Origin of the sequence: Xanthomonas hortorum pv. pelargonii, from assembly GCF_024499015.1 — a bacterium.
Taxonomy (GTDB): domain Bacteria; phylum Pseudomonadota; class Gammaproteobacteria; order Xanthomonadales; family Xanthomonadaceae; genus Xanthomonas; species Xanthomonas hortorum_B.
The window spans coordinates 3,738,120-3,760,508 of the sequence record NZ_CP098604.1; the positions used below are offsets into that span (position 1 = coordinate 3,738,120).

Consider the following 22,389-nt stretch of genomic DNA (forward strand, 5'->3'; position numbering starts at 1 on the left):
TGACGACGGCAAGGGTCTTTGGTCATGGTGCAAAGCACGCCTTTCTGTCAACACCCTGGCGGCTAGGTCGTTAAACTTTCGACGTACCTCGCCAGGATGTTCTGATGCTTGTTCTGCCCAGCGCGCGCTTTTGTGCCGCGCTCTTCTTGGCCGCTGCGTTGGCCGGCTGCAGCCGTCAGGCTGCGGCGCCCGCCGTTGCCAAACCCATTCCGGTCTCTGTGCAGGCGGTGACCACCCAGCCCTGGAACTCGACCGTGCAGTCGATCGCCACCGTGCGTGCGCGCGAATCGGTAGCGCTGACCGCTGCGGTGAGCGATGTGGTGGAGCAGGTCAATTTCGACAGTGGCGACGAGGTCAAGGCCGGGCAGTTGCTGCTGCGCCTGCGCGGCAATTCGCAGCAGGCGGCATTGACCGCCGCGCAGGCTACCTTCGAAGAAACCGATCAGTTGTATCGGCGCCAGTTGAGTCTGGTTGGCCAGCAGTTGGTGGCCAAGTCCACTGTCGATACGCAACGCGCGCTGCGCGATGCGGCGCAGGCGCGCGTGCAGCAGATGCGCGCGGAGATCACCGACCGCGAGGTGCGTGCGCCGTTCTCCGGCGTGCTCGGCATCCGCCAGATCAGCCCGGGTTCGTTGATCACCTCCAGCACGGTGATCGCCACGCTGGACGATGTGGAGCGCATGTACGTGGACTTTCAGGTGCCCGAATCGCAGTTCGGCCTGGTGCAACTCGGCAATGCGGTCAATGGCACGGCGGCGGCGTACCCAGGCGCGCAGTTCGAAGGCGTGGTGGCGGCGATCGATTCGCGGATCGACGAGACCACCCGCTCGGTGACGGTGCGGGCGGATTTCCCCAACGGCGATCGCCGGCTGCGCCCGGGCATGCTGCTGGATGTGCGGCTGTTCCAGCCGGCGCGGCAGGCGGTGGTGATCCCTGAGATTGCGGTGGTGCAGGTGGGGCGCGAGTCCTACGTGTTCCGGGTCAAGCCCGACAGCAGCGTGGAGCGCGCCGATGTGCGGCTGGGCGAGCGCCGCGATGGCAAGGTGGAAATTCTGGAAGGGGTCAAGGCCGGTGAGCGCATCGTGGTGGATGGCACCGGCAAGCTGCGTCCGGGCTTGAAGGTGGTCGATCAGGCCGCGCCCGTGCCTGCATCGACATCTGCAGTGGCGCCCACGCAGGCAGCGCGATGAAACTCTCCGATCTGTCCATTACCCGCCCGGTGATGGCGGTGGTGATGAGCCTGTTGCTGATCGTGCTGGGGGTGATGTCGTTCACCCGGCTCACGCTGCGCGAGTTGCCGGCGATCGACCCGCCCATCGTCTCGGTGGATGTTGAATACACCGGCGCTTCGGCGGCGGTGGTGGAAAGCCGCATCACCCAGGTGCTGGAAGATGCGCTCGCCGGTATCGAAGGCATCGAGACCATCGAGGCGCGCAGCCGCAATGGCTCCTCGGACATCAGCATCGAGTTCGTGCAGTCGCGCGATGTGGAAGCGGCCGCCAACGATGTGCGCGATGCGGTCAGCCGCGTGTCCGATCGCATGCCCGACCAGGCGCGCCCGCCTGAAATTTCCAAGGTCGAAGCCGACGCCGACCCCATCCTGTGGCTCAACATGAGCTCCAGCACGATGGACACGCTGCAGCTGTCCGACTACGCCGAGCGCTATGTGGTGGACCGCTTTTCCAGCCTGGATGGCGTGGCGCAGGTGCGGATCGGCGGTCGCCAGCGCTATGCGATGCGCATCTGGCTGGACCGCGATCAGCTGGCCGCGCGCGAACTCACCGTGGCCGATGTGGAAGCGGCGCTGCAGAACGAAAACGTCGAGTTGCCGGCCGGCAGCATTGAATCGGCACAGCGCGATTTCACCTTGCGCGTGGAGCGCAGTTATCTCAAGCCCGAGGACTTCGCCAAGTTGCCGTTGAGCAAGGGCGAGGGCGGCTATGTGGTGCGGTTGGGCGACGTGGCCAAGGTGGAGCTGACCTCGGCCGAGCGACGCGCGTATTTCCAGAGCAACGGCGTGCCCAATGTGGGCCTGGGCATCGTGCGCAACTCCACCGCCAACGCGCTGGACGTGGCACGCGAAGCGCGTGCGCAGGCCGAAGAAGTGCAGAAATCGCTGCCGCAGGGCACCAACATCTTCGTCGCCTTCGACACCACCACCTTCATCGATGCGGCGGTGGAGCGCGTGTACCACACGCTGATCGAAGCGGTGGTGCTGGTGCTGGTGGTGATCTGGGTGTTTCTGGGCAGCGCCCGTGCGGCCTTGATTCCGGCGGTGACGGTGCCGGTGTGTCTGATCGCCGCCTTCATCGCGCTATACGCGTTCGATTTTTCGATCAATCTGCTGACCCTGCTGGCACTGGTGCTGTGTATCGGCCTGGTGGTGGACGATGCCATCGTGGTGGTGGAAAACATCCAGCGCCGCATCGATCTGGGCGAGCCGCCGCTGGTGGCCGCCAAGCGCGGTACCGGGCAGGTCGCCTTCGCGGTGATCGCGACCACTGCGGTGCTGGTGGCGGTGTTTTTGCCGGTGGGCTTTCTGGAAGGCAATACCGGGCGCCTGTTCCGCGAGCTGGCGGTGGCGTTGGCGGCGGCGGTGGCGATCTCGGCCTTCGTGGCGTTGACGCTGACGCCGATGATGTCGTCCAAGTTGTTGCGCTCGCACGGGCAGGCCAAACCCAATCGCTTCCATCGCTGGTTCGATGGCCGCATGCAGGCGGTGTCCGGCGCGTATGGGCGCTCGCTGGAGCGGCATGTGCATCGCACCTGGATCTTCGCGCTGCTGATGCTGCTGGCGCTGGGCGCCAGCGCGTGGCTGATGAGCCGCATTCCCTCGGAGCTGGCACCGGCCGAAGATCGCGGCAATTTCCAGATCATGATCGATGGCCCCGAGGGCGCCGGCTTCGATTACACCGTGGGGCAGATGCATCAGGTCGAAGCGATTCTTGGCCCCTACGTGGGGCCGGACAAGCCCATCGTGCGTGCGAATCCGCGCGTGCCCGGCGGATTTGGCAGCAGCGAGGAAATGCACACCGGCCGCGTCAGCGTGTTCCTGCAGGATTGGGAAAAGCGCACGCGCCCCACCACCGAAGTGGCCGACGAACTGCAGCAGAAACTCAACGTGCTCAGCGGCGTGCGTGCGCGCACGCAGGTGAGCGGTGGGTTGGTGCGCAGCCGCGGGCAGCCGTTCCAGCTGGTGCTGGGCGGGCCGGATTATGCCGAGATCGCGCAGTGGCGCGATCGCATCCTGCAGCGCATGGAAGCCAATCCCGGGTTGGTCGGTCCCGACTCCGACTACAAGGAAACCCGCCCGCAGATGCGCGTCAATATCGATCGTCTGCGCGCGGCCGATCTGGGCGTGCCGGTGACGGCGATCGGTGGCGCGCTGGAAGCGATGATGGGCTCGCGCCGCGTGACGACGTTCGTCGAAAATGGCGAGGAATACGACGTGATGCTGCAGGCCGGCCGCGAAGGCCGCATGGCGCCGGAAGACCTCACCGCGATCCGCGTGCGTTCGATCCGTGGCGAACTGATTCCGTTGTCCAACCTGGTCACGCTGAGCGAAGTGGCCGAAGCGGGCACCTTGAACCGCTTCAATCGTTTGCGGGCGATCACCATCAGCGCCGGCTTGGCGCCGGGCTACCCGCTCGGCGATGCGATCGCCTGGGCGCAGCAGACCGCACGCGAGGAATTGCCTGAGTACGCGCAGGTGGACTGGAAGGGCGAATCGCGCGAATACCAGCAATCCGGCAGCGCGGTATTGCTGACCTTCGGCATGGCCTTGCTGGTGGTGTATCTGGTGCTGGCTGCGCAGTTCGAAAGCTTTGCCCATCCGTTGGTGATCATGCTCACCGTGCCGTTGGCGGTGCTGGGTGCATTGGTCGGTTTGTGGCTCACCGGTGGCACGCTCAATTTGTTCAGTCAGATCGGCATCGTGATGCTGGTTGGCCTGGCCGCCAAGAACGGCATCCTGATCGTGGAGTTCGCCAATCAGCTGCGCGATGAGGGCCGTAGCGTGCATGAGGCGATCGTGGAATCGGCATCGGTGCGTTTGCGCCCGATCCTGATGACCTCGATCGCCACGGTGGTCGGCGCAATTCCGCTGGTGGTGGCCGGCGGCCCCGGCTCGGCCAGCCGCGCCACCATCGGTGTGGTGGTGATCTTCGGCGTGTCGCTGTCCACGCTGTTGTCGCTGTACGTGGTGCCGGCGTTCTACAGTTTGATCGCGCCATTCACCAAGTCGCCCGAAGCAGTGGCACGCGAGTTGGAGACCCTGGAGGCGCAGACGCCGTCGGTGGGTGGGCATGCGTGAGCGATGCCAGGGCTTGTAGTGCCTTCGTCTCGTCCCCTCAGGGCCCATAACATGTTGGAGAGCGCCCGCATGCACTTTCTTCCAGCCGATTGGGTCCTAAACACGGCAGATCGCGTCGCTTTGGATATCTACGCCAGGTTTGCTAGGACTAAAAATAACTCAGGTGTAGAAGGCCAGCTGATCTAAAGTCAAAATAACCTGCAGAGCTCGAGTCATGGTGTAGCTCTCCTGGGTAGCTGCTCCGTGTCCCACTGCGTGACGTGAGCCAGCCTCTCCTGGCTGCCCCATGGGATCGAAGCTCGCAAAGGTGTGTTCCTGCATGTACTCGCGGAAGGCATGGGCAAAAAGTAGCGTATCGGGTGCCCCTGCGCTCTTCGCCCCCGCTTCTCCTGCGAACTCCAGCAGAGCCTTTACTTTGACATTTTGTCCTGCATTCAGGGCACGGTAGGCATCCCGCAGGATGCCTTCAATTTCCGTCAGTAGAATTTTTATCACCGCTATAGGCCGTCGTTGCTTGAACGCTTGAATGGCCTCTTCCAGCAATGCCTGCTTGGCAACGAAGTGTGGCTTGGCATTCCAGCGTTCAAGTAGGCGGTTCAGGCGTTCATCATCGAACGCCTCAACGAGATCAGCTTCAATTTCCGAAGTGTTAAATCCCGATTTGATGTGCGACGCAAGCTGTCGGAACTCAGAGGTGATGATCTCCGCGAACGGGAACCAGCCTTTGGATCTGAGAGCAGCCATGGTAGCGGGGTCGTCCATGACCTCGTACAGATGCCGATACCGCAGCGCACGATATAGGCTTCCAAGGTCGCGCTCGAACCGCTCGCGGTCCAACGCCCCACCATCATTAAAATCAAACGCAAGACCAAAGGCCCATGCCTCTCTAAACAAGCAAAGAACTCCGTCCCTCTCACCAATCTCTACATGCGGGAACTGCATATGCGTGATGTCGGCGATATCCTGCTCAAAGACTGCAGACTTCGCTGCAATGGAACGCTTTATTCTGCATTTAAGTACGACGGCCGCTGCGTCAACCCAGATTTCAAAAGAGTTATCAGGCTTGACGATCATAAGAATCGTACTTGCTTGCCGAAGATTGATCGTGATGCTCTGCTTGTCTGTCGCATGCGTGATCACCCCTTCAAGGCTTTCAACAAGTTTATGAAAGAGGGGCGTATCTGAAGTCAATGATGCTCTTACGCTGACATGGGTCATTTCACCTTTGGACGCACTGTTCATTGAAAATCCGGCAATGCGAGAAGTCCCATCTCCGGCAAGCAGGATTGGCTCGCCTTGCATTAGCCGTGTTCCGGAGTCGCTGGGCTTCGATGAAGGTGATTGTACATCTGTCATATGGATCCTTTTGAAGGTGTTTACTTTTTGCCATTGTGGGAAACGCCTGATATGACGGCTAAGGAAGGTCTGAACAACGAGGCCTGAGAGTGCGGAATGTCGCATCGTTCCGGAGAGTCGCGTTTGGATTTTAGGATTTTCGCCATTTCTGGCGCTTTCCATGGGAATTCCCGGGTTACAGGCGCACGCTCCCCATGGCAGGCAGTAACTGCTTTCGCTTCATCCACAGATTGGAGAGCGCAAACAAGGTCAGCACGTGTGCGGTGTTCTTGGCCAGGCCGCGATAGCGGACCTTGGTGTAACCGAACTGGCGCTTGATCACCCGGAACGGATGCTCCACCTTCGCGCGCACGCTGGCCTTGAAGTGTTCCCAACGCTGTTCCCGAGCACGCTCGCGTTTGTTGCCGATGGCTTGCAGCGTCGAGGGCCTGGCGGCAATGAAAATGCAGCCTTGCAGGTCTGCAGTTCTTCGCGTTTGTCCGCACCGGTGTAGCCGCTGTCGCCGAACACGCTGTCTTCTTTGCCATGCAGTAATGCGTGCGTCACCGTGACGTCGGCGACATTGGCGGCTGTGCAATGGACGTGGTGCACCAGCCCGGAAAATTCATCCACGCCGATGTGCGCCTTCATCCCGAAATACCACTGATTGCCCTTCCTGGTCTGATGCATTTCAGGGTCGCGCGCGTGATCGGCGTTCTTGGTCGAACTGGGTGCAGCGATCAGCGTCGCATCGACGATCGTGCCCGACCGCAGGCTCTGGCCCTTGCGTGCCAGATGCGCGTTGACCGCGTCCAGCATCCGCGCGGCAAGGCCATGGGTCTCCAGCAGGCGCCGAAAGTTCAAAATCGTGGTCTCGTCCGGAACGTTGTCCAAGCCACCGAGCTGGGCAAACCTCCGCAAGATCGGGATCTCGTGCAACGCTTCTTCCATCGCCGGATCGCTCAACGCATACCACTGCTGCAGCAAATGAATCCGCAACATCGTCGCCAGTGCGTATGGCTGTCGACCAGGGCGTCCCGACACCGGATAGTGCGGTGCGATCAGACCGAGCAAGTGCTGCCACGGAACGACCTGCTCCATCTCGGCCAGGAAGATCTCCCGGCGGGTCTGCTTGCGCTTGCCCAGGCCTTCAGCGTCGCCGAACGTCAGTTGCATGGATTACTCCTCAACATGAGGCGGGTAGTGTCGCGTATCTATGGTGCGTTGTTCAGAGCTTCCCTAACGCGTTGTCGCCGCAAGAATTTTTCGCGAAAAGTCGATTGGCTCAAGCGCGTTGGAGCAGCTCCTGGCGCAGATGCAGCCACCGCACCCAGTTGGCGAACCCAAAAGACCATCGCAGCCAGTGCAACGCCAGGAGGCTGATGCTCAGCCTGTTGGGGAAGGTATGGATCATCCTCAGCGTCAATTCCTTCGTCGTCCCATCCATAACTTCGGTGCCAGGTTGTTGCACTTGGACCTTAAGTGGCCGACGATACTGACAGGCTCGACGAAGGCGCGCTCAAGAGCAGATTGCTGCGGTATTTGGTCGAGTACATAAGAGAGCATGTTAGGCGACAACATCTCGATCCTGGCGCAAACCTGACGCCTGGGTTTCTCTTCAGAGCGTCATGCGCCAAACTTAATCGCCATCAGATGAGGTGGTATGCAAAGTCGTTTCAGCGGTTGGTCTGCACAGGTGCTTGATGCGGACGATGTCACAGCAGTCATGCGTGACGTCGGCAGATATGGATTCGCGATTGTCAGGGATCAATGGCGATTCGATGCATCCGATTTTAAGCATATGTCGGCGCGCTATCGTCTTGGCCCGATGTATCATTCTGACTTCAATCGTCGCCTGCACACGGAAGGCATGTCGCCGTCAGGCATGAACCAAGTCGGTGGCTTGACTACAGGTATGCATGATGTCTTCAACAGCACGTCAAGCGCGGCATTGCACACTGACGGTTCGTATCTGCCCATCGGCACGATCAAGACCTCGATCCTCCTTTGCAAGCAGCACGCGCTGCGTGGCGGCGAATCGATCCTGTTCGACAGCGTGTCGGCATTTCAGACGCTTGCCCACCATCACCCGGATCTCGCCCAATGCCTCCTGGCCCCGACGGCGTTCCGACGCAGGTCTACCGATCCGCGGCTAGATAGGCAGTACGAGCACGTCGGCCCGATCTTCCTCGCAGAAGAAGACGGCGCAATGGTTGGTGGGTTTACCCTGGACGTGACGGCCGACTGGGACTATTCCCGGCGCATGGACCCGAGAGTGCTCGATGCGGCTGCTTACTTGACGCGTCTCACCAAGCCGGACAGCGGCTACACATTGAGTTTTCCGCTGCGAAAGGGGCAAGCATTGATCATGCGCAATGACCAGCTCTCGCACGGACGAAGCGCCTACGTCGATGATCCGGGCAACCCGCGTATTCTGCTGCGAGGCCTGTTCCTCTCCGCCCCTGGCGCATGCGCCGTGCAGATACGGTCCGCGCTTCGGTCGAAGGATCCTGACAGCAGGCGCCGCTCGAATGGCTGAGACAACGGCTCCCCTGCTTGCGTCCCAATGGTCCTTGTGGCTGTCGCACCCAACCAGCGAACTTGAGGCACGCATTGGCAGCGATCTTGCAGAACACCCGATCGACACGCCCATGACCGCGGCGATCGTCGAGTTCGTTCGCGAGTACCGGAACGGTGGAAGAAACTGGAGTAGCAAAGGGCTGCGGGGTGACGAGGTGATCGCACCGCTGCTCGGTCTGGCAAAGCATTCGCCAGAGGTCTTTGATCTCTTCCGCTCGAAGGTTGCCCAGGCGCAGCACAACAAATGGGTGGGCGGCAGCCTGAATGGCACAGTTGCCACGGCGCAGAAGCAGTACACGAAATTCGTCATCATCTCGACGCCCCGTTCCGGGACGCACCTGTTGCGCACGCTGCTCGGCTCCCACCCATGCATCGAGATGCATGGCGAAGCATTCAATCGGTTCGGTCAGCACTTGCTGCCCTATTCCGTACAGGACACCACTGCGGAACACATCCTCGAGCGACATCTGTTTCGCCCGTACTTTGAGTACGTGCAGGCTGTCGGGTTCGTGCTCTTTCGCGATCTCGACTCTGAATGGGGGGCGTCAATGTCTGGGAGACGTTGGCTGGCCTGCCTGAACTGAAGATCATTCTGCTGGATCGACGCAATCGCCTTGAGCGCATGGTTTCTCTGAGAAAAAGCCTGCTCGATCATGTCTGGTATGTCGGCAGGGACGATGAGTCCGCGCGTGGGTATGTCCGGCTGTCCGTAGCGCAAAAGGAACTCGTAGATTTCATCGATCACGACCTTGCCAATCGCGCCGCGTTCTGCGAACGCTTCGGCCACTACGACATCCTCTCCATCGAATACGAGCAACTGCTCGACAACCCTGAGAGCACACATGCCGAGCTGCTCGCGTTCCTGGGGGTATCGGTCGTACGACTGGAACCGGGAACCGGAAAAAAGGAAACAGCTTCGATCTCATCGATAGTTGAAAACGACGCGCAACTGAGATGTTCGATTAAAGGGACACCCTATGAACGCTACATCTAGGCCGCGCGGTTATTGGCCGCCGTATACGCCAATGACCCTTGAGGATTGTCGCCCCAGGATCGTGCGCGGCGCAGGGGTTTATCTCTACGACGATGCGGGCAAACCCTATCTGGACGGCATCTCCGGCAGCTACAACCACTGCCTCGGTCATTCTCACCCGGCACTGATCGACGCCGTCAAACGGCAGATGGACAGCCTGGTGCACGCGTGCAACATCGGGACGAGTACGCTCCTACCCGAAGCGCTTGCAGAGCGGCTAGGCGATGTATTGGCGCCCGCCGGACTCGTACATACGTTCCTGGTAGGAAGCGGCAGCGAGGGGGTCGAAGCCGCAATGAAGATGGCTTGGCAGTATCAACGCGGTCTCGGGCAGCCACAGCGGATAAAAGTCGTCGCCATCGACGGTGCGTATCACGGCTGCACGCTTGGCGCGATGCTTGCGACACGACGCTCCTTCATCAACGAAGGCTCCTTGGCGCTTGTCGAAGAGTGCTCAATGACGATGCCATTGCCGCAGAGCATCGACGACGTGGCAGAATGGGAAGCGCTTCTTGCCGAGCATGGATCGACCGTGGCGGCGATCATCATCGAACCGGTGATGGCGATGGCGGGAACCCGGCAGTTTCCAGCTGGCTTCTTGCGAGTCCTGTCGTCGCTCGCCAGGGCGTACGATATCCCCCTGATCTTCGACGAAGTGTATTGTGGCATCGGACGCACCGGCGTCCTGTGCGAGTCAGTGTCCCAGGGCGCTAGTCCGGACATTGTGATCTTCAGTAAATGTCTCGGCGGCGGCTTCCCGATCACCGCCGTCATGACGACCGCCAAGATCGCCGATGTCTTCGCAACACAGCCGCTCCCGTTTTTCCGCCACGGCCATACCCAGTCCGGCAACCTGCTGGGTTGCCGCGCAGCTTTATTCATTCTCGAGCACCTGGATGCCGAGGATTGCTACGAACGGGTCAAAGCGAAGGGCACGCGCTTGCTGCAGGCGATTCGTGACCGTCTACCCGCGACCGACGATGTCGTGAGTGTGCAAGGGAAAGGACTGATGTTGTCGATCACCTTGTCGTCGCCAGCGGCATGTAGCCAAGCGCAATACGACGCGCGTCGACACGGTCTGTTCATTGGCGCTGCGGATCGACATCTCAAGCTCGCGCCGCCGTTCATGATCGATGACGCCGAGATCGACGAGTTGGCGCAACGATTGAGCCATGCGATAGACAAAGCATCGCATCACTGACGCTTTCTTTTCGTACGAGGGAGAACATGACGTCCGCATACTTCGCGCTCAGGCAGATTGCAGGAGGAACACGCCACGACGCGCCGTTCCAATGGGGAGAACTGCAGAACATATGGCAAAACGACGCTTTGGCGAACAAACTCGCAGATGAATTTCCGACAGAGGGATTCAACTTCCGGAAACGCAACGGCGGGCATTTTTATCGACGCACGATCATCCCTCTGGGCTCGTTCGGCGTCGACCAGCCAGCGGCGCTAACGGATGCGTGGCAGGCGATGTGCGGCGAGCTCGTGTCGGAGGACTTCAGGTCCGCAATGTCCCACTTTTGCGGAACGGACCTGAGCAAATTCCCGATGGAGGCCATTGCGTTTCGTGGAGGGCAGGACACCCATTACCTGCCCCACGTCGATGCATCATTGTGCCAGGGATTTCGCCTGATCATTTACTTCAACGCCCACTGGGAGCGCGACTGGGGCGGGCTGCTTCGTATTCTTGATCCACGCAATCACCATGACGCGCGCCACGTTGTGCTCCCCATTGTCGGAAATGCGACAGTGATCATTCGCGATGGGGCCTACGAAGACACGTGGCACGAAGTGACGCGGCTGTGCACCACGGGGAGCGTCACTCGCAACACGCTCAATGTCACCTACTATGCGCCCGGGACCACAAGCACAGCCCAATGACGCGAGGATGCCCTTGTTCCACAACGATAGACAGTTCGTCATGCTCTATGGCCCGCCAGCCGTCGGCAAATTGACCGTTGGGAAGGCGCTAGCGAATCGGCTGTCCGCATGCCTGTTTCACAATCACCTGACCTACGATCTCGCCATGGAGCTACTGGGTGCCGATAGCGGCTTCGATGCGCGCAGGCAGTTTGCGTGCAAACTCAGGCTCCATGCGCTGGCGCTCCTGTTTAAGTCCGACTCCCGCGCCATCATCACGACGTTCTGCTACGGCGGCCCGGAGGACGACTGGTACATCGACGCGCTGAAGACGCTCTGCGCAGATCATCTAGTGACGCCGCACTTTGTTCAGCTCACCGCGCAGCGCAGGCAGCTTCTGGACAGAGTCGAAAACATCGACAGACGCGCTTTCGGAAAGGTGAACAGCAGTAGTGAACTCTCAGTAATCCTGCAGCAATGCGCATATACGCTCGCGATCCGAGCAGACCACCATCTGTGCCTTGATACATCCATGCTATTGCCAGATGACGCCGCTCTTGCGATCGTGACGTGGAGTTGGCGAGTCTCTGCGGTGGGTGGTGGGGTCATTCCCAAGGGGCTGACACAAGAATAGGATTCCTCGCACCCCTCCGGGAAGGCCCTATATGAGTGCCGCCTCATCGACAACTGGATCATTGGCGTACTCAAGCAGGCGAAGAAGCCGGCTTCCACAGGCGTACGTTCGACGTCTCCGACTGAGCCTAAATGAGGCAATAGCTCCCTCAATTCCACGCACTGGCGCGTCGCCGGCAGCGCCTCAATGCCGGATAGGGGGTTGAGGCGCAACGGAACGGAAAGTGCAGTTGAGCTCCGGTAGCCGTCAAAGAGAGGGTCGGCAGGGATTCGTGTAAAAAAGCCAAAAGTGAGATAAATAACTGTCAGTAAAGGATTTTACACGAATCCCTGCCGACCCTCATGCTGATCCACCTTGCGCCCCGGCTGCTAGAGCCGCAGGGTATCCCCACCCACGCTTGACGGTGGTCACGTTCGCGCCTGCCAGGCGCGCAGTGTTGGCGATGGTCTCCCCACGGCTGCGTTACAACCAGTTGGTGGCCGATTTGGTCATCCTGCACAACGTGGAGCAAATGACCCGCGTATTGGCGGAGCTGCGGGAAGACGGCGCACACATCAGCGCAGAAGTGCTGGCCGGGCTGTCGCCATATCGGACCAGCCATATCAAACCGGTTCGGTGACTACACCTTGGACTTCAAGCGGGAGGTCGAGCCAATCGATTTTTCGCGAAGAATTCTTGCGGCGACAACGCGTTAGGGAAGCTCTGAATAACTCTTTAATGCGTTTCCGAACAACATCTGAGGCAGGCTCCATCACGCACAAGTGTTTGATTTTTCAGAATGGGCGACCAGCGCAATCGACCGGAATCCCAAGTTCGCTCGCAACGCTGCGAGTTGTTCAGACCTTCCTTAATGCGTCGCGAGCCGGTTTTGCAAGAGGTTGGGCAATGGGTGTCTGAGCGGGGATCGGGCCGTCTGTTTGCTGACGAGTATCAGCCTATTGTCAGCGACTCCACAGCGCAGCGTTGCGCAAGGACGTGCCACGCAGCACTGCACTGGCCGATATGTTTCTTGCATTGTAAAAACAACTGACTTTCTTCGCCACTCGCATTGATCATCAAACGGTCATCATGATGAAGTATTGCCGGTGCCACGGCAGGCACTCTCAGTCATGTCGCAAATCAGGACGTCATTTTGCGTTTGGTGTGCAATCGAGTCATGCCACCTTGGTTTAAATATATATCATTAACTAAATGACTATTGGAGGATCAAGTGAAGCCTGTAAGCCTGAGAAAAAGTGATGTTGCGCAATGCTCGACTGCCAATGCAGTCACTCAACATCCCCTGCTTCCTATAGGCAAGCACGGCCCGGCGCTGCCCGTTGATGCGCCGCGCCAGGAGTTACGGGCACTGAAGAGCGCACCGCCCAAATCGAAAGACAAGGCAAAGCAACGGGACGGTGGGGAAGATGCGGTGACGCCCCCCCCCCCAGCAGAGAGGGCCGACATTGGCGCAGCGGAGAATGCAGGAGCGTGATGCCGCTCGCAAGAGCAACCCTGAACCTGCTGCGGAGATAAAGCAGCTGGCGGTGCTGGATTGGGACGATTGCGTTCGCGATGAGAAAGGAATGACTTACCAGCTCCTGCATAATGCGTTGGCGATCACTGCCAGAGAGTCTGAAGCGTCGCCATTAAGCCGGGCAGTAGCGCAATTGAACAAGCGTATGCAAAGCGGGCTGCCTGCAACTGACAGCGCCCCGTTGCTGATGAAGACCCAGGAGGATTTCACCAAGCATCTGATGGTCAGGCACCATATTTTCAGCCCCAAAATCGCCAGAGACTTCGTCGATAAGATGCTGCCTGAGCTGGGCAAGGAAGAAGCGGCTTCGCTAGCCGAACGCATTCACGCAAATTTTAAGGAACAATATAATAGATCGATAGGTAAGGGTGGCCCGATTGAGAAAAACGGAGTTCCGTTTCCTCACTGCGAGCCCAAGCTATTGCCTGGCGCCAAAGAGTTATTAGATAAGATTTGTACTCCTGACTCGCGTGTTGCTGTCATCAGCAACCGTGATCATGATGACTTGTCAGGCGAAGTAAAACATATGAATCTGCTGGAAAAAGTCGACGTGATATCTGGCTCAACGCGACGAGAGAAAATGCCTGAGGATCTTCAGAAACGCATTGTTTCGGCACTGCGAGGCGACGATCGTGAGGTGGCTCGTCGCACGCTCATTGAAGCGCGATGCTATGCCCATCCTGATTCTAATTCGCAATCGACAGGGCGTATGCACATAAAGCCGGATCCCACCCGGCTGAATCGGGTTTTGGAGCAGCTGAAGGTAGGCAAGGAGGTACCGATTATTTCCTACGGCGACCAGCTCTCCGATGTGCAGCAGATGGCGGGATTGGCGAAGGAAGGTTGGAAAGTCAAGGGCGTGATCATCAATTCGCAAAACCCCGACGTCGGGAAAGATATCAATGTGGACGGAATTCCCACGGCCGTGATCGACAGTATGAAGAAGATCGACTTGTAAATGACGTCAGAGCATCAGTGGAGATTTTTGATGTAACGACTCAAGCGTCAAGTGCGAGCCAGATACCGCCGGCGGTATTGTCTTACGAATCTGATCGCGCTCAAGAAGTACTTGAAAGCCCCCCAGTTGGCGGGCTTTCTCCTGCGGTCCATTGCGTCGACGGAGGTTCCATGGCGCAAAGTCGCGGCTGAACCCTTCAACGACATTAGGGAAGCTCTGAACAACGCACCATAGATACGCGACACTACCCGCCTCATGTTGAGGAGTAATCCATGCAACTGACGTTCGGTGACGCTGAAGGCCTGGGCAAGCGCAAGCAGACTCGCCGGGAGATCTTTCTGGCCGAGATGGAGCAGGTGGTTCCGTGGCAACACTTGCTCGGTCTGATCGCGCCGCACTATCCGGTGTCGGGGCGCCCAGGTCGGCAGCCATACGCACTGGCGACGATGTTGCGGATTCATCTGCTGCAGCAGTGGTATGCGTTGAGCGATCCGGCGATGGAAGAAGCGCTGCACGAGATTCCGACCTTGCGGCGCTTTGCCCAGCTCGGTGGCTTGGACAACGTTCCGGACGAGACCACGATTTTGAACTTTCGGCGCCTGCTGGAGACCCATGGCCTTGCCGCGCGGATGCTGGACGCGGTCAACGCGCATCTGGCACGCAAGGGGCAGAGCCTGCGGTCGGGCACGATCGTCGATGCGACGCTGATCGCTGCACCCAGTTCGACCAAGAACGCCGATCACGCGCGCGACCCTGAAATGCATCAGACCAGGAAGGGCAATCAGTGGTATTTCGGGATGAAGGCGCACATCGGCGTGGATGAATTTTCCGGGCTGGTGCACCACGTCCATTGCACAGCCGCCAATGTCGCCGACGTCACGGTGACGCACGCATTACTGCATGGCAAAGAAGACAGCGTGTTCGGCGACAGCGGCTACACCGGTGCGGACAAACGCGAAGAACTGCAGACCTGCAAGGCTGCATTTTTCATTGCCGCCAAGCGTTCGACGCTGCAAGCCATCGGCAACAAACGCGAGCGTGCTCGGGAACAGCGTTGGGAACACTTCAAGGCCAGCGTGCGCGCGAAGGTGGAGCATCCATTCCGGGTGATCAAGCGCCAATTCGGTTACACCAAGGTCCGCTATCGCGGCCTGGCCAAGAACACCGCACACGTGCTGACCTTGTTTGCGCTGTCAAACCTGTGGATGAAGCGAAAGCAGTTACTGCCTGCCATGGGGAGCGTGCGCCTGTAGCCCTGGGAACTCCCATGGAAAGCGCCAGAAATGGCGAAAATCCTAAAATCCAAACGCGACTCTCCGGAACGATGCGACATTCCGCACTCTCAGGCCTCGTTGTTCAGACCTTCCTTAAAAATATAATTAACTCCGATGTACACGCATCACTATCAACTATGGTCTCAGTAAAATTAAAATTTTTGTATTGGCTTTACATCCTGTCACATCACATGTAGTGGCGATAAAATATTGCGGCGACGCCTATTTCCGATATTATTCGACCTTGTAGGCCACTAAAACCCATGCCTCTTTAATCATAAAGCCTTGTCACTGCCAAGTGTTTTTCCCTTAACCGGACTTTACGATCGCTGAAATAATTATTACCAATAAGAACGCTAGTGCAGCAACAAAAGGAGCGAAGGGCGACCACCAAGGAAAATTCAAGCCAAAATCCATCGAAACCCCAATAGCAATTGAGATCAACAGCCCAACTCCCATCCACCTCTTTAGAAGATCCAACATGTTGCTTCTCCTTTATTGAACAGAAATAGTATTTGGCACTCGACGCAACATGCCTTGCATAAACATACACGCCGAGAAAATTTGATATTGCATCGCAAGGTGTTCTAGTAGCGCGCATCGAACGAATAGCTATCAAACCGCAACGGCCATGGCTCGCCCGGCTTTTTCCTTGTCAGATGCAGATTAGGGATGTTGAACATGTCGGGGGACTCCATGTCGAAAGGCGCGAGCGTGAAGAGAGTGAGTACCAACTACAGCGCTTTCGACGAAATATAGCAACGCAGGCTTGTCCTGCATTTAGCGAACGTGGCGCCGCGTCGCCAGTTCGATCGCTTCGCGCCATTGCGGCTGCAACTCCGTGCCGACGATGCGATGGCGGTAAAGCGTCTGCTCGCCCTGTACGTCCTGCGGCGATTGCTGGATGGCGGCAATCGCCTGAGCCTGGTCGACCAATGCAGGTTGCAGCATCGCGCGCGCGGTCTTCTAACTCCCGCACGCGATTGCCATTTGCACCCCGGCCGGTCGTCACTATGTCAGCAGCGGTGGCAAACACGCCGGCAGTGCGTAGCGCCTGGCCCGCAGATCGGTCGCCGGCCAGCAACTCTGCACTGACAAAGCCGCATTGCCAGAGCGCTGTGTACGACGGATGCGGAGCTGCGCCGGCGCTTTGGCGAATCTAGAGATTGGCCTGTCCGAACCTGTGCAATGACTAAGGTCACATGACAGTCATGCCCGGCTGTGGTCGACTTCGGCGGTTACCCTGACCGGAATTGCCGATGCGTCGTTTTGCCTGCCTGCTTGCCTCCCTCTCTCCTTGCGCTGTGCTGCGGCACCGCGCTGGCGCAATCCTCCGGCGAGCCGGTGCCCAAGGCCGGCCGCTTGCCGGCCTGGGCAGTGCCCGAGCGCTACAGCCTGTCGTTCAAGATCGACCCGGACCAGACCGAGTTCAGCGGCCGCACCAGCATTCGCGTGCAGCTCAAGCAGGCCTCCGATCACCTCTGGCTGCATGGCAAGGAATTGAAGGTCAGCAAGGTCACGATCACGCCGGCCAAGAGTCAAGGGCAAAGGCAAGCCGCTGACCGCACGCTATGTGGAAGCCGATGCGCAGGCCGGTGTGGTGCGCCTGGATTTCGGCCGCACGCTGCAGCCGCAGACGTTCACCGTGGACATCGTCTACAGCGCGCCGCTCAATCAGCAGCTGCAGGGCCTGTACCAGGTGAAGTATCAGGGCCAGTCCTATGCGATGACGCAGATGGAACCGATCAGCGCACGCTACGCGTTCCCCGGTTCGACGAGCCCGCGTTCAAGACGCCGTTTGACCTCAGCCTGACCGTGCCCACCGACGACCAGGCACTGGCCAACACCATCGCCACCTCGACCAAGCCGGCCGGCAAGGGCTGGAAAACGGTGACCTTCGCCCCGACCGTGCCGCTGCCGACCTATCTGGTCGCCCATGCCGCCGGCCCGTGGGATGTGGTGGACGTGCCGGCAATGCCGGTGACCCCGCAGCGCCCCAACGCCACGCCGTTGCGTGGCATTGCCGCCAAGGGCCAGGGCCCGCGCATCACCCCGGCACTGGACCAGACCCCGGCAATCATCGCCGCGCTGGAGGACTACTACGCCTTCGGCTATCCGTTCGACAAGCTCGATCTGGTCGCCGCCCCGGATTTCAGTGCCGGTGCGATGGAAAACCCCGGCTTTGTCACCTTCCGCGATTGGCTGCTGTTGCTGGACAAGGAGTCGCCGGCAGAGAACGTGCAGCGCTCCTTCAACACCAACGCGCATGAGCTGGCCCACCAATGGACCGGCGACGCGGTCACCATGGAGTGGTGGGACGACCTGTGGTTGAACGAAGCGTTCGCCACCTGGATGCAGCAGAAGATCACCATGCAGCTGCACCCCGAATACCGCGCCAATCTGGACCGTATCACCGGCGCACAGCACGCCATGGACAACGACAGCCTGGTCAGCGCGCGCAAGATCCGCCAGCCGATCACCGGCAACGGCGATATCGAAACCGCCTTCGACGGCATCACCTATCAGAAGGGTGCGGCAGTACTGGCGATGTTCGAAGCCTTCGTCGGTGAAGACGTGTTCCGCGAAGGCATGCGCGCCTACATCGCCAAGCACAAGTTCGGTAGCGCCACCGCCGACGATCTGGTCGATGCGATCGCCGAGGCCGCCGGCAAGGGTGAGGATTTCAAGGCCGCGTTCCGCAGCTTCCTCAATCAGCCGGGCGTGCCGTATCTGCAGACCCAGGTTGCGCGCGAAGGCGGCAAGACTGTGGTCAAACTTCAGCAGCAGCGCTACCTGCCGCTGGGCTCCACCGGCTCCACCGCGCAGCAATGGGGCGTGCCGGTGTGCGTGAAGTACGGCAAGGGCAAGAACCAGGTCGGCACCGCCTGCCAGATGCTCGAAGACGGCAGCGGCAGCATCGTGCTGGAAGGCGCCGGCAAGAACACCTGGGTGTTCCCGAACGCGCGTGGCGCCGGCTATTACCGTTTCAGCCTGCCGAAGAAGCAGTTGGCCGCGCTGGGCAAGCAGATCGGCCAGCTCGACGAAAACGAACAGCTCGCCTACGCCGATGCGATCGATGCGGCCTACCGTCACGGCGATGCCGACAGCGACGCGGTGCTGGCGGCGCTCAAGCAGTTGGCGCCATCCGCATCGGCCGATGTCTCGACCGCGCTGCTGGATCGCTTCGTGTGGATCTGGCGTTACCAGGCCGCCACCGAGGCGCAGCGCGGTGCTTTGCGCAAGGTCGCCGAACAGGCCTATTTGCCGCGTCTGCAGCAGTTGGGTTACACGCGGCGCAGCGGCGAATCGATCGACGACACCACGCTGCGCGCGTCGCTGGCCGGCCTGTTCGCGCTGCGGCTGCAGAACGCGCAGGTGCGCAAGGCGCTGCTCGCGCAAGGCGATGCGGTGCTGGCTGGCGGCAACGGCGCACTGGACTTCTCCAAGGCCAATCCGGATCTGCTAGGCACCGTGCTGGCGGTGACCGCACAGGAACGTGGTGCGCCCGCCGTGCAGGCCTTGATCGGCGCGTTGCGCACGCACGCCGACCCTGCGCAGCGCAACGCCATGATCACCGCACTGGGCACGCTGCAGGACCCGGCATTGCTCAAGCAGGCGCGCGACTTCGCGCTCACCGATGCGATCAAGGTCGGCGAGATGAAGGGCTTGCTGTCGCGCGGGCACAGTTATGAGGCCTCGCACGATTCGATGTGGGCATGGTTCACCGCCAACTTCGACCGCATCGTGCAGCGCAGCGGCTCGTTCGACGGCGGCGGCTTGCCGGGAATGGGCGCAACCGGCAGCTGCAGCGTGGAAGACGCCGATCGCCTGGATGCGTTCTTCAAACCGCGCCTGGCCAAGCTCAGCGGCGCCGACCGCGGCCTCGCACAGACCGGCGAAACCATCCGCCTGTGCGCTGCACTCAAGCAGGCGCAAACCGCCAAGCGCTGAGTTGCAGCGTGCGGTCTGTGTGCGCAGTATCGGCAGTGTCGATGCTGCGCATACCAAGGCCGAAGCGATGGTCGATTCACCGACGCAGCACGGAGCCGTCGTCGTGCTGCGCCGTTGGCGCCAGGACGACCTGGATGCCTTGTTGCGGCGCGCCATGACCCGCTGATGCCACGTGGGTTGAGCGCACAATTTCCGCACCCTTTTACACACGCCGATGGCGAAGCCTTCCAAATGGGGGCACGCCGATCCTGCGCGCCAGAAGTCGGTCCTGGCAGACAGGCAAGGCTTTGGAAATCGGCTTCATCCCAACCGCCGTACACGGCCCATCGCGCCAGTGGCTTACCATCGTCGTCACTGTTCCTGCGGCAGCGGCCCTGGTGGCGCTGCAGGATGACCAATACAGCAATCGCGGGAGGGGTCGAGAACGGCCTGTTCCGCACTGCAAGAAACACGAACGACTGGATACGACGATGACACAGCATGATGGACGGGGCTCACGCCCGCCGCGCGATGGCGGCACCTCCGGCGGCGCGCACAACCCTTGGGGCCGCGCCGTGCCGCGTGCACCTGCAGCGCGCCCGCCCGCACCGCAGGCGCCTGCGCAGTACGCGCCCTCGGCCACGCCCGCTGCCCCTGCGACCTCTGGCGGCAACGCGCGCGAAGTGCGGCTGTACGGCATCAATGCAGTGCAGGCGGTGTTCAAGGCGCGGCCGGAGGCGTTGCGCAAGCTGTATCTGAGCGAGGCGCGCATTCCGCAGTTCAAGGCGCTGCTGGCCTGGTGCGTTGCCCAGCGCATCGGCTACCGCGTGGTCGAGGACGCCGATCTCAGCAAGCTGGCCGCCAGTACCCACCACGAAGGCGTGGTGGCCGAGGTGCTGCGCGTTACCCCGCATTCCTTGCAGGACTGGCTGGCCGCGTTGCCGGCCGGGCCGGTGCTGGCGCTGTGGCTGGACGGCGTGGGTAACCCGCACAACTTCGGCGCGATTTTGCGCTCGTCCGCGCACTTTGGTGTGGCCGGTTTGCTGCTGCCAGCCGGCTCCACGCTGGGCCTATCTGGCGCCGCTGCACGCGTTGCCGAAGGGGGCGCCGAAGCGGTGCCGCTGGTGCAGCTGCCCGAGACTGCAACGGCGATGGCGCAGCTGCGTCAGGCCGGCTTTGCGGTGGCGGCCACGCTGGCAGACGGTGGTGAAGACGTGTTCGCCGCAGCTTTACCGCAGCGGCTGGTGTATGTGATGGGCGCAGAAAGCGAAGGCATGGACCGCCAGTTCGCACGCGATTGCGACCTGCAGTTGTCGATTCGCGGCAGTGGCAAGGTCGAAAGCCTCAACGTGGCCTCGGCCACGGCGGTCTTCCAGGCCGCCTGGCGCGCCCGCGTGCTCAGCGGGCAGTCCTGATGCGTACGTCTGCGTGGTTGCTCGCCATTGGCGGGGTGCTGAGTGCCAGCACTGCTGTGGCAGTTCCCGCCGCAGCGGCTGCCGCCCCCGAGGTGCGTACCGATCGCGGCATGGTGCGCGGGCAATGGCAGGACGACGGCAGTGCGGTGTTCCGCGCGATTCCCTTCGCTGCCCCGCCATTGGGCGCATTGCGCTGGCGGCCACCGCAGCCGGCTGCGGCATGGTCGGACGTGCGCGATGCCACCCAGGCGGCCACACCGTGCGTGCAGCCCGCGCTGGGCTGGAACAACGCCATGGCCAAGCGCGGCACCGAAGATTGCCTGTATGTCGAAGTGCAGACGCCGAAGTTGCAACCGGCCAAGCCGCTGCCGGTGTTCGTATGGATTCACGGCGGCGCCAATGTGGCTGGCGGCGCGGATGGTCATCTGCCGACCAATCTGGTCGCACAGAACATGCTGGTGGTGACGCTGCAATACCGGCTTGGCGCACTCGGTTTTCTGTCGCTGCCGGAACTGCGCGATGGCGATAACGAAGCCGCCGGCAACTACGCCTTGCTCGATCAGATCGCGGCGCTGCAGTGGGTGCGCGACAATATCGCGCAGTTCGGCGGCGATCCTGCGCGGGTCACCATCGCCGGGCAGTCGGCCGGTGGTCAGGACGTGGGCCTGCTGATGCTCAGCCCGCTGGCACGCGGCCTGTTTTCCGCAGCGATCGAGCAGAGCGGCACGGCCGGTTTCGGCTTGCCAGCGCGCTCGCTGGAAGAGAACCGCACGCTGGGTGTGAATATCGCCAAGCGTGCAGGCATTGATGATCCTGCAACGCGTCTGGCACAGCTGCGTGCGCTGCCGGTGGAGCAAGTGATCAAGGCTGGGCAGGGTGTCGATGTGCCGGCATTGGATGACGATGGCTACATCTGGTTGCAGGCGGTTGTCGACGGACGCGTGCTGCCGCGTGCGCCGGCCGCGTTACTAGCCGAAGGTGCACAGGCCAAGGTACCGCTGTTGATCGGCTACGTGGTGCAGGAGCTGGAATATGGCGGCAAGCAGGGCGCGCAGGCGCGGCTGCGTCGCGACTATCCCGCGCAAGCCGATGCAGTACTGCGAGTGCAGCGTGCACACGCGGCGCAGCGTGCCGCGCGTCAAGGCGATGCGGCGATGCAGCTGTCGACCGATCTCACCTTCCGTTGCCCGGCAGTGACCGTCGCACAGCAGCAGGCCGCGCTTGGCGTGCCGGTGTGGCATTACGTGTTCGATACCGCCGCACCGGGCGGGCAGGTGACGCATAGCGCGGAGCTGCCGTTCCTGTTCAAGGATCTGCCGATCGGGCAACCGCCGGTGAGTTTGCAGCGTTATTGGGCCGCTTTCGTGCAGCGTGGCAATCCCAACACCAAGGGATTGCCGGCCTGGCCTGCGTTCGCGCCCAAGCATGCGGCATTGCAGTTCGATGCCAACAGCGTGCGGCAAATCAGGGATGCGCGCCCGCCCGTGTGTGCAGGCGTGGACTTGCCGTAAGCGATCGTGCGCACTGAAATCGCGC

Annotated in this window: 13 protein-coding genes and 7 pseudogenes; 16 read left to right on the plus strand and 4 right to left on the minus strand. The window is 60.8% G+C overall.

Annotated elements, in window-relative coordinates; genetic code table 11:
• Nucleotides 1-104: 104 nt before the first annotated feature.
• Nucleotides 105-1,190 (plus strand): efflux RND transporter periplasmic adaptor subunit, encoded by a 1,086-nt coding sequence (locus NDY25_RS16140; protein WP_168958796.1) that lies wholly within the window; start codon nucleotides 105-107, stop codon nucleotides 1,188-1,190.
• On the plus strand, nucleotides 1,187-4,312 hold the full coding sequence (locus NDY25_RS16145; RefSeq protein WP_168958797.1) for an efflux RND transporter permease subunit: 3,126 nt from the start codon (nucleotides 1,187-1,189) through the stop codon (nucleotides 4,310-4,312). Before NDY25_RS16140 ends, NDY25_RS16145 begins: the two co-directional genes overlap by 4 nt.
• A gap of 159 nt (nucleotides 4,313-4,471) precedes the next feature.
• Here NDY25_RS16145 and NDY25_RS16150 read toward each other — a convergent pair whose 3' ends face one another.
• Nucleotides 4,472-5,830, minus strand: a complete 1,359-nt coding sequence (locus NDY25_RS16150; RefSeq protein ID WP_233366538.1) for a hypothetical protein — start codon at nucleotides 5,828-5,830, stop codon at nucleotides 4,472-4,474.
• A gap of 13 nt (nucleotides 5,831-5,843) precedes the next feature.
• A protein-coding gene (locus tag NDY25_RS16155) for an IS5 family transposase (RefSeq protein ID WP_256627481.1) occupies nucleotides 5,844-6,823 on the minus strand; the annotation gives its coding sequence in 2 pieces (ribosomal slippage) (nucleotides 5,844-6,112 and nucleotides 6,112-6,823; 981 coding nt in all).
• A gap of 487 nt (nucleotides 6,824-7,310) precedes the next feature.
• Here NDY25_RS16155 and NDY25_RS16160 point away from each other — a divergent pair.
• The 5 genes and pseudogenes from NDY25_RS16160 (at nucleotide 7,311) to NDY25_RS16180 (ending at nucleotide 11,760) form a co-directional block, all read left to right on the plus strand.
• A complete protein-coding gene (locus NDY25_RS16160) occupies nucleotides 7,311-8,186 on the plus strand; it encodes a TauD/TfdA family dioxygenase (protein ID WP_168960088.1) in 876 nt (291 codons plus the stop codon).
• Nucleotides 8,179-9,221: pseudogene (locus NDY25_RS16165) on the plus strand (sulfotransferase family protein). The gene NDY25_RS16160 and the pseudogene NDY25_RS16165 overlap by 8 nt, the downstream one beginning before the upstream one ends.
• A gap of 61 nt (nucleotides 9,222-9,282) precedes the next feature.
• Nucleotides 9,283-10,461, plus strand: coding sequence for an aminotransferase family protein (locus NDY25_RS16170; protein ID WP_180336621.1), 1,179 nt, complete (start codon nucleotides 9,283-9,285; stop codon nucleotides 10,459-10,461).
• A gap of 26 nt (nucleotides 10,462-10,487) precedes the next feature.
• Nucleotides 10,488-11,147 (plus strand): 2OG-Fe(II) oxygenase, encoded by a 660-nt coding sequence (locus NDY25_RS16175; protein ID WP_012438478.1) that lies wholly within the window; start codon nucleotides 10,488-10,490, stop codon nucleotides 11,145-11,147.
• A 7-nt stretch (nucleotides 11,148-11,154) separates the two neighbouring features.
• Nucleotides 11,155-11,760, plus strand: coding sequence for an AAA family ATPase (locus NDY25_RS16180; RefSeq protein ID WP_343243411.1), 606 nt, complete (start codon nucleotides 11,155-11,157; stop codon nucleotides 11,758-11,760).
• A 339-nt stretch (nucleotides 11,761-12,099) separates the two neighbouring features.
• Here NDY25_RS16180 and NDY25_RS23000 read toward each other — a convergent pair.
• Nucleotides 12,100-12,222: pseudogene (locus NDY25_RS23000) on the minus strand (recombinase family protein); the annotation flags it as partial.
• Between NDY25_RS23000 and NDY25_RS23210 the strand changes: the two are divergent.
• From NDY25_RS23210 to NDY25_RS16195, 3 genes and pseudogenes are all read left to right on the plus strand, one after another.
• A pseudogene (locus tag NDY25_RS23210) lies at nucleotides 12,218-12,455 on the plus strand (Tn3 family transposase); the annotation flags it as partial. The pseudogenes NDY25_RS23000 and NDY25_RS23210 overlap by 5 nt on opposite strands.
• Nucleotides 12,456-13,220: 765 nt before the next feature.
• A complete protein-coding gene (locus tag NDY25_RS16190; RefSeq protein ID WP_256627561.1) occupies nucleotides 13,221-14,234 on the plus strand; it encodes an HAD family hydrolase in 1,014 nt (337 codons plus the stop codon).
• Nucleotides 14,235-14,506: 272 nt separating this feature from the next.
• Complete coding sequence (locus NDY25_RS16195) at nucleotides 14,507-15,487, plus strand: IS5 family transposase (protein ID WP_233403130.1); 981 nt, start codon at nucleotides 14,507-14,509, stop codon at nucleotides 15,485-15,487.
• Between the two features lie 813 nt (nucleotides 15,488-16,300).
• Here NDY25_RS16195 and NDY25_RS16200 read toward each other — a convergent pair.
• Nucleotides 16,301-16,502, minus strand: a pseudogene (locus tag NDY25_RS16200) (hypothetical protein); the annotation flags it as partial.
• 383 nt (nucleotides 16,503-16,885) lie between these two features.
• On the opposite strand from NDY25_RS16200, the pseudogene NDY25_RS16205 reads away from it, so the two are divergent.
• The 6 genes and pseudogenes from NDY25_RS16205 to NDY25_RS16230 all read left to right on the plus strand — a co-directional run.
• Nucleotides 16,886-16,987 (plus strand): annotated as a pseudogene (locus NDY25_RS16205) (hypothetical protein); the annotation flags it as partial.
• A 121-nt stretch (nucleotides 16,988-17,108) separates the two neighbouring features.
• Nucleotides 17,109-17,377, plus strand: a pseudogene (locus tag NDY25_RS23010) (M1 family peptidase); the annotation flags it as partial.
• A gap of 105 nt (nucleotides 17,378-17,482) precedes the next feature.
• Complete coding sequence (locus NDY25_RS23015; protein ID WP_343243432.1) at nucleotides 17,483-19,459, plus strand: M1 family metallopeptidase; 1,977 nt, start codon at nucleotides 17,483-17,485, stop codon at nucleotides 19,457-19,459.
• Between the two features lie 67 nt (nucleotides 19,460-19,526).
• A pseudogene (locus NDY25_RS16220) lies at nucleotides 19,527-19,696 on the plus strand (GNAT family N-acetyltransferase); the annotation flags it as partial.
• 233 nt (nucleotides 19,697-19,929) lie between these two features.
• On the plus strand, nucleotides 19,930-20,853 hold the full coding sequence (locus NDY25_RS16225) for a TrmH family RNA methyltransferase (protein ID WP_168959898.1): 924 nt from the start codon (nucleotides 19,930-19,932) through the stop codon (nucleotides 20,851-20,853).
• A complete protein-coding gene (locus tag NDY25_RS16230) occupies nucleotides 20,853-22,364 on the plus strand; it encodes a carboxylesterase/lipase family protein (protein WP_425526343.1) in 1,512 nt (503 codons plus the stop codon). Before NDY25_RS16225 ends, NDY25_RS16230 begins: the two co-directional genes overlap by 1 nt.
• Nucleotides 22,365-22,389 lie beyond the last annotated feature (25 nt).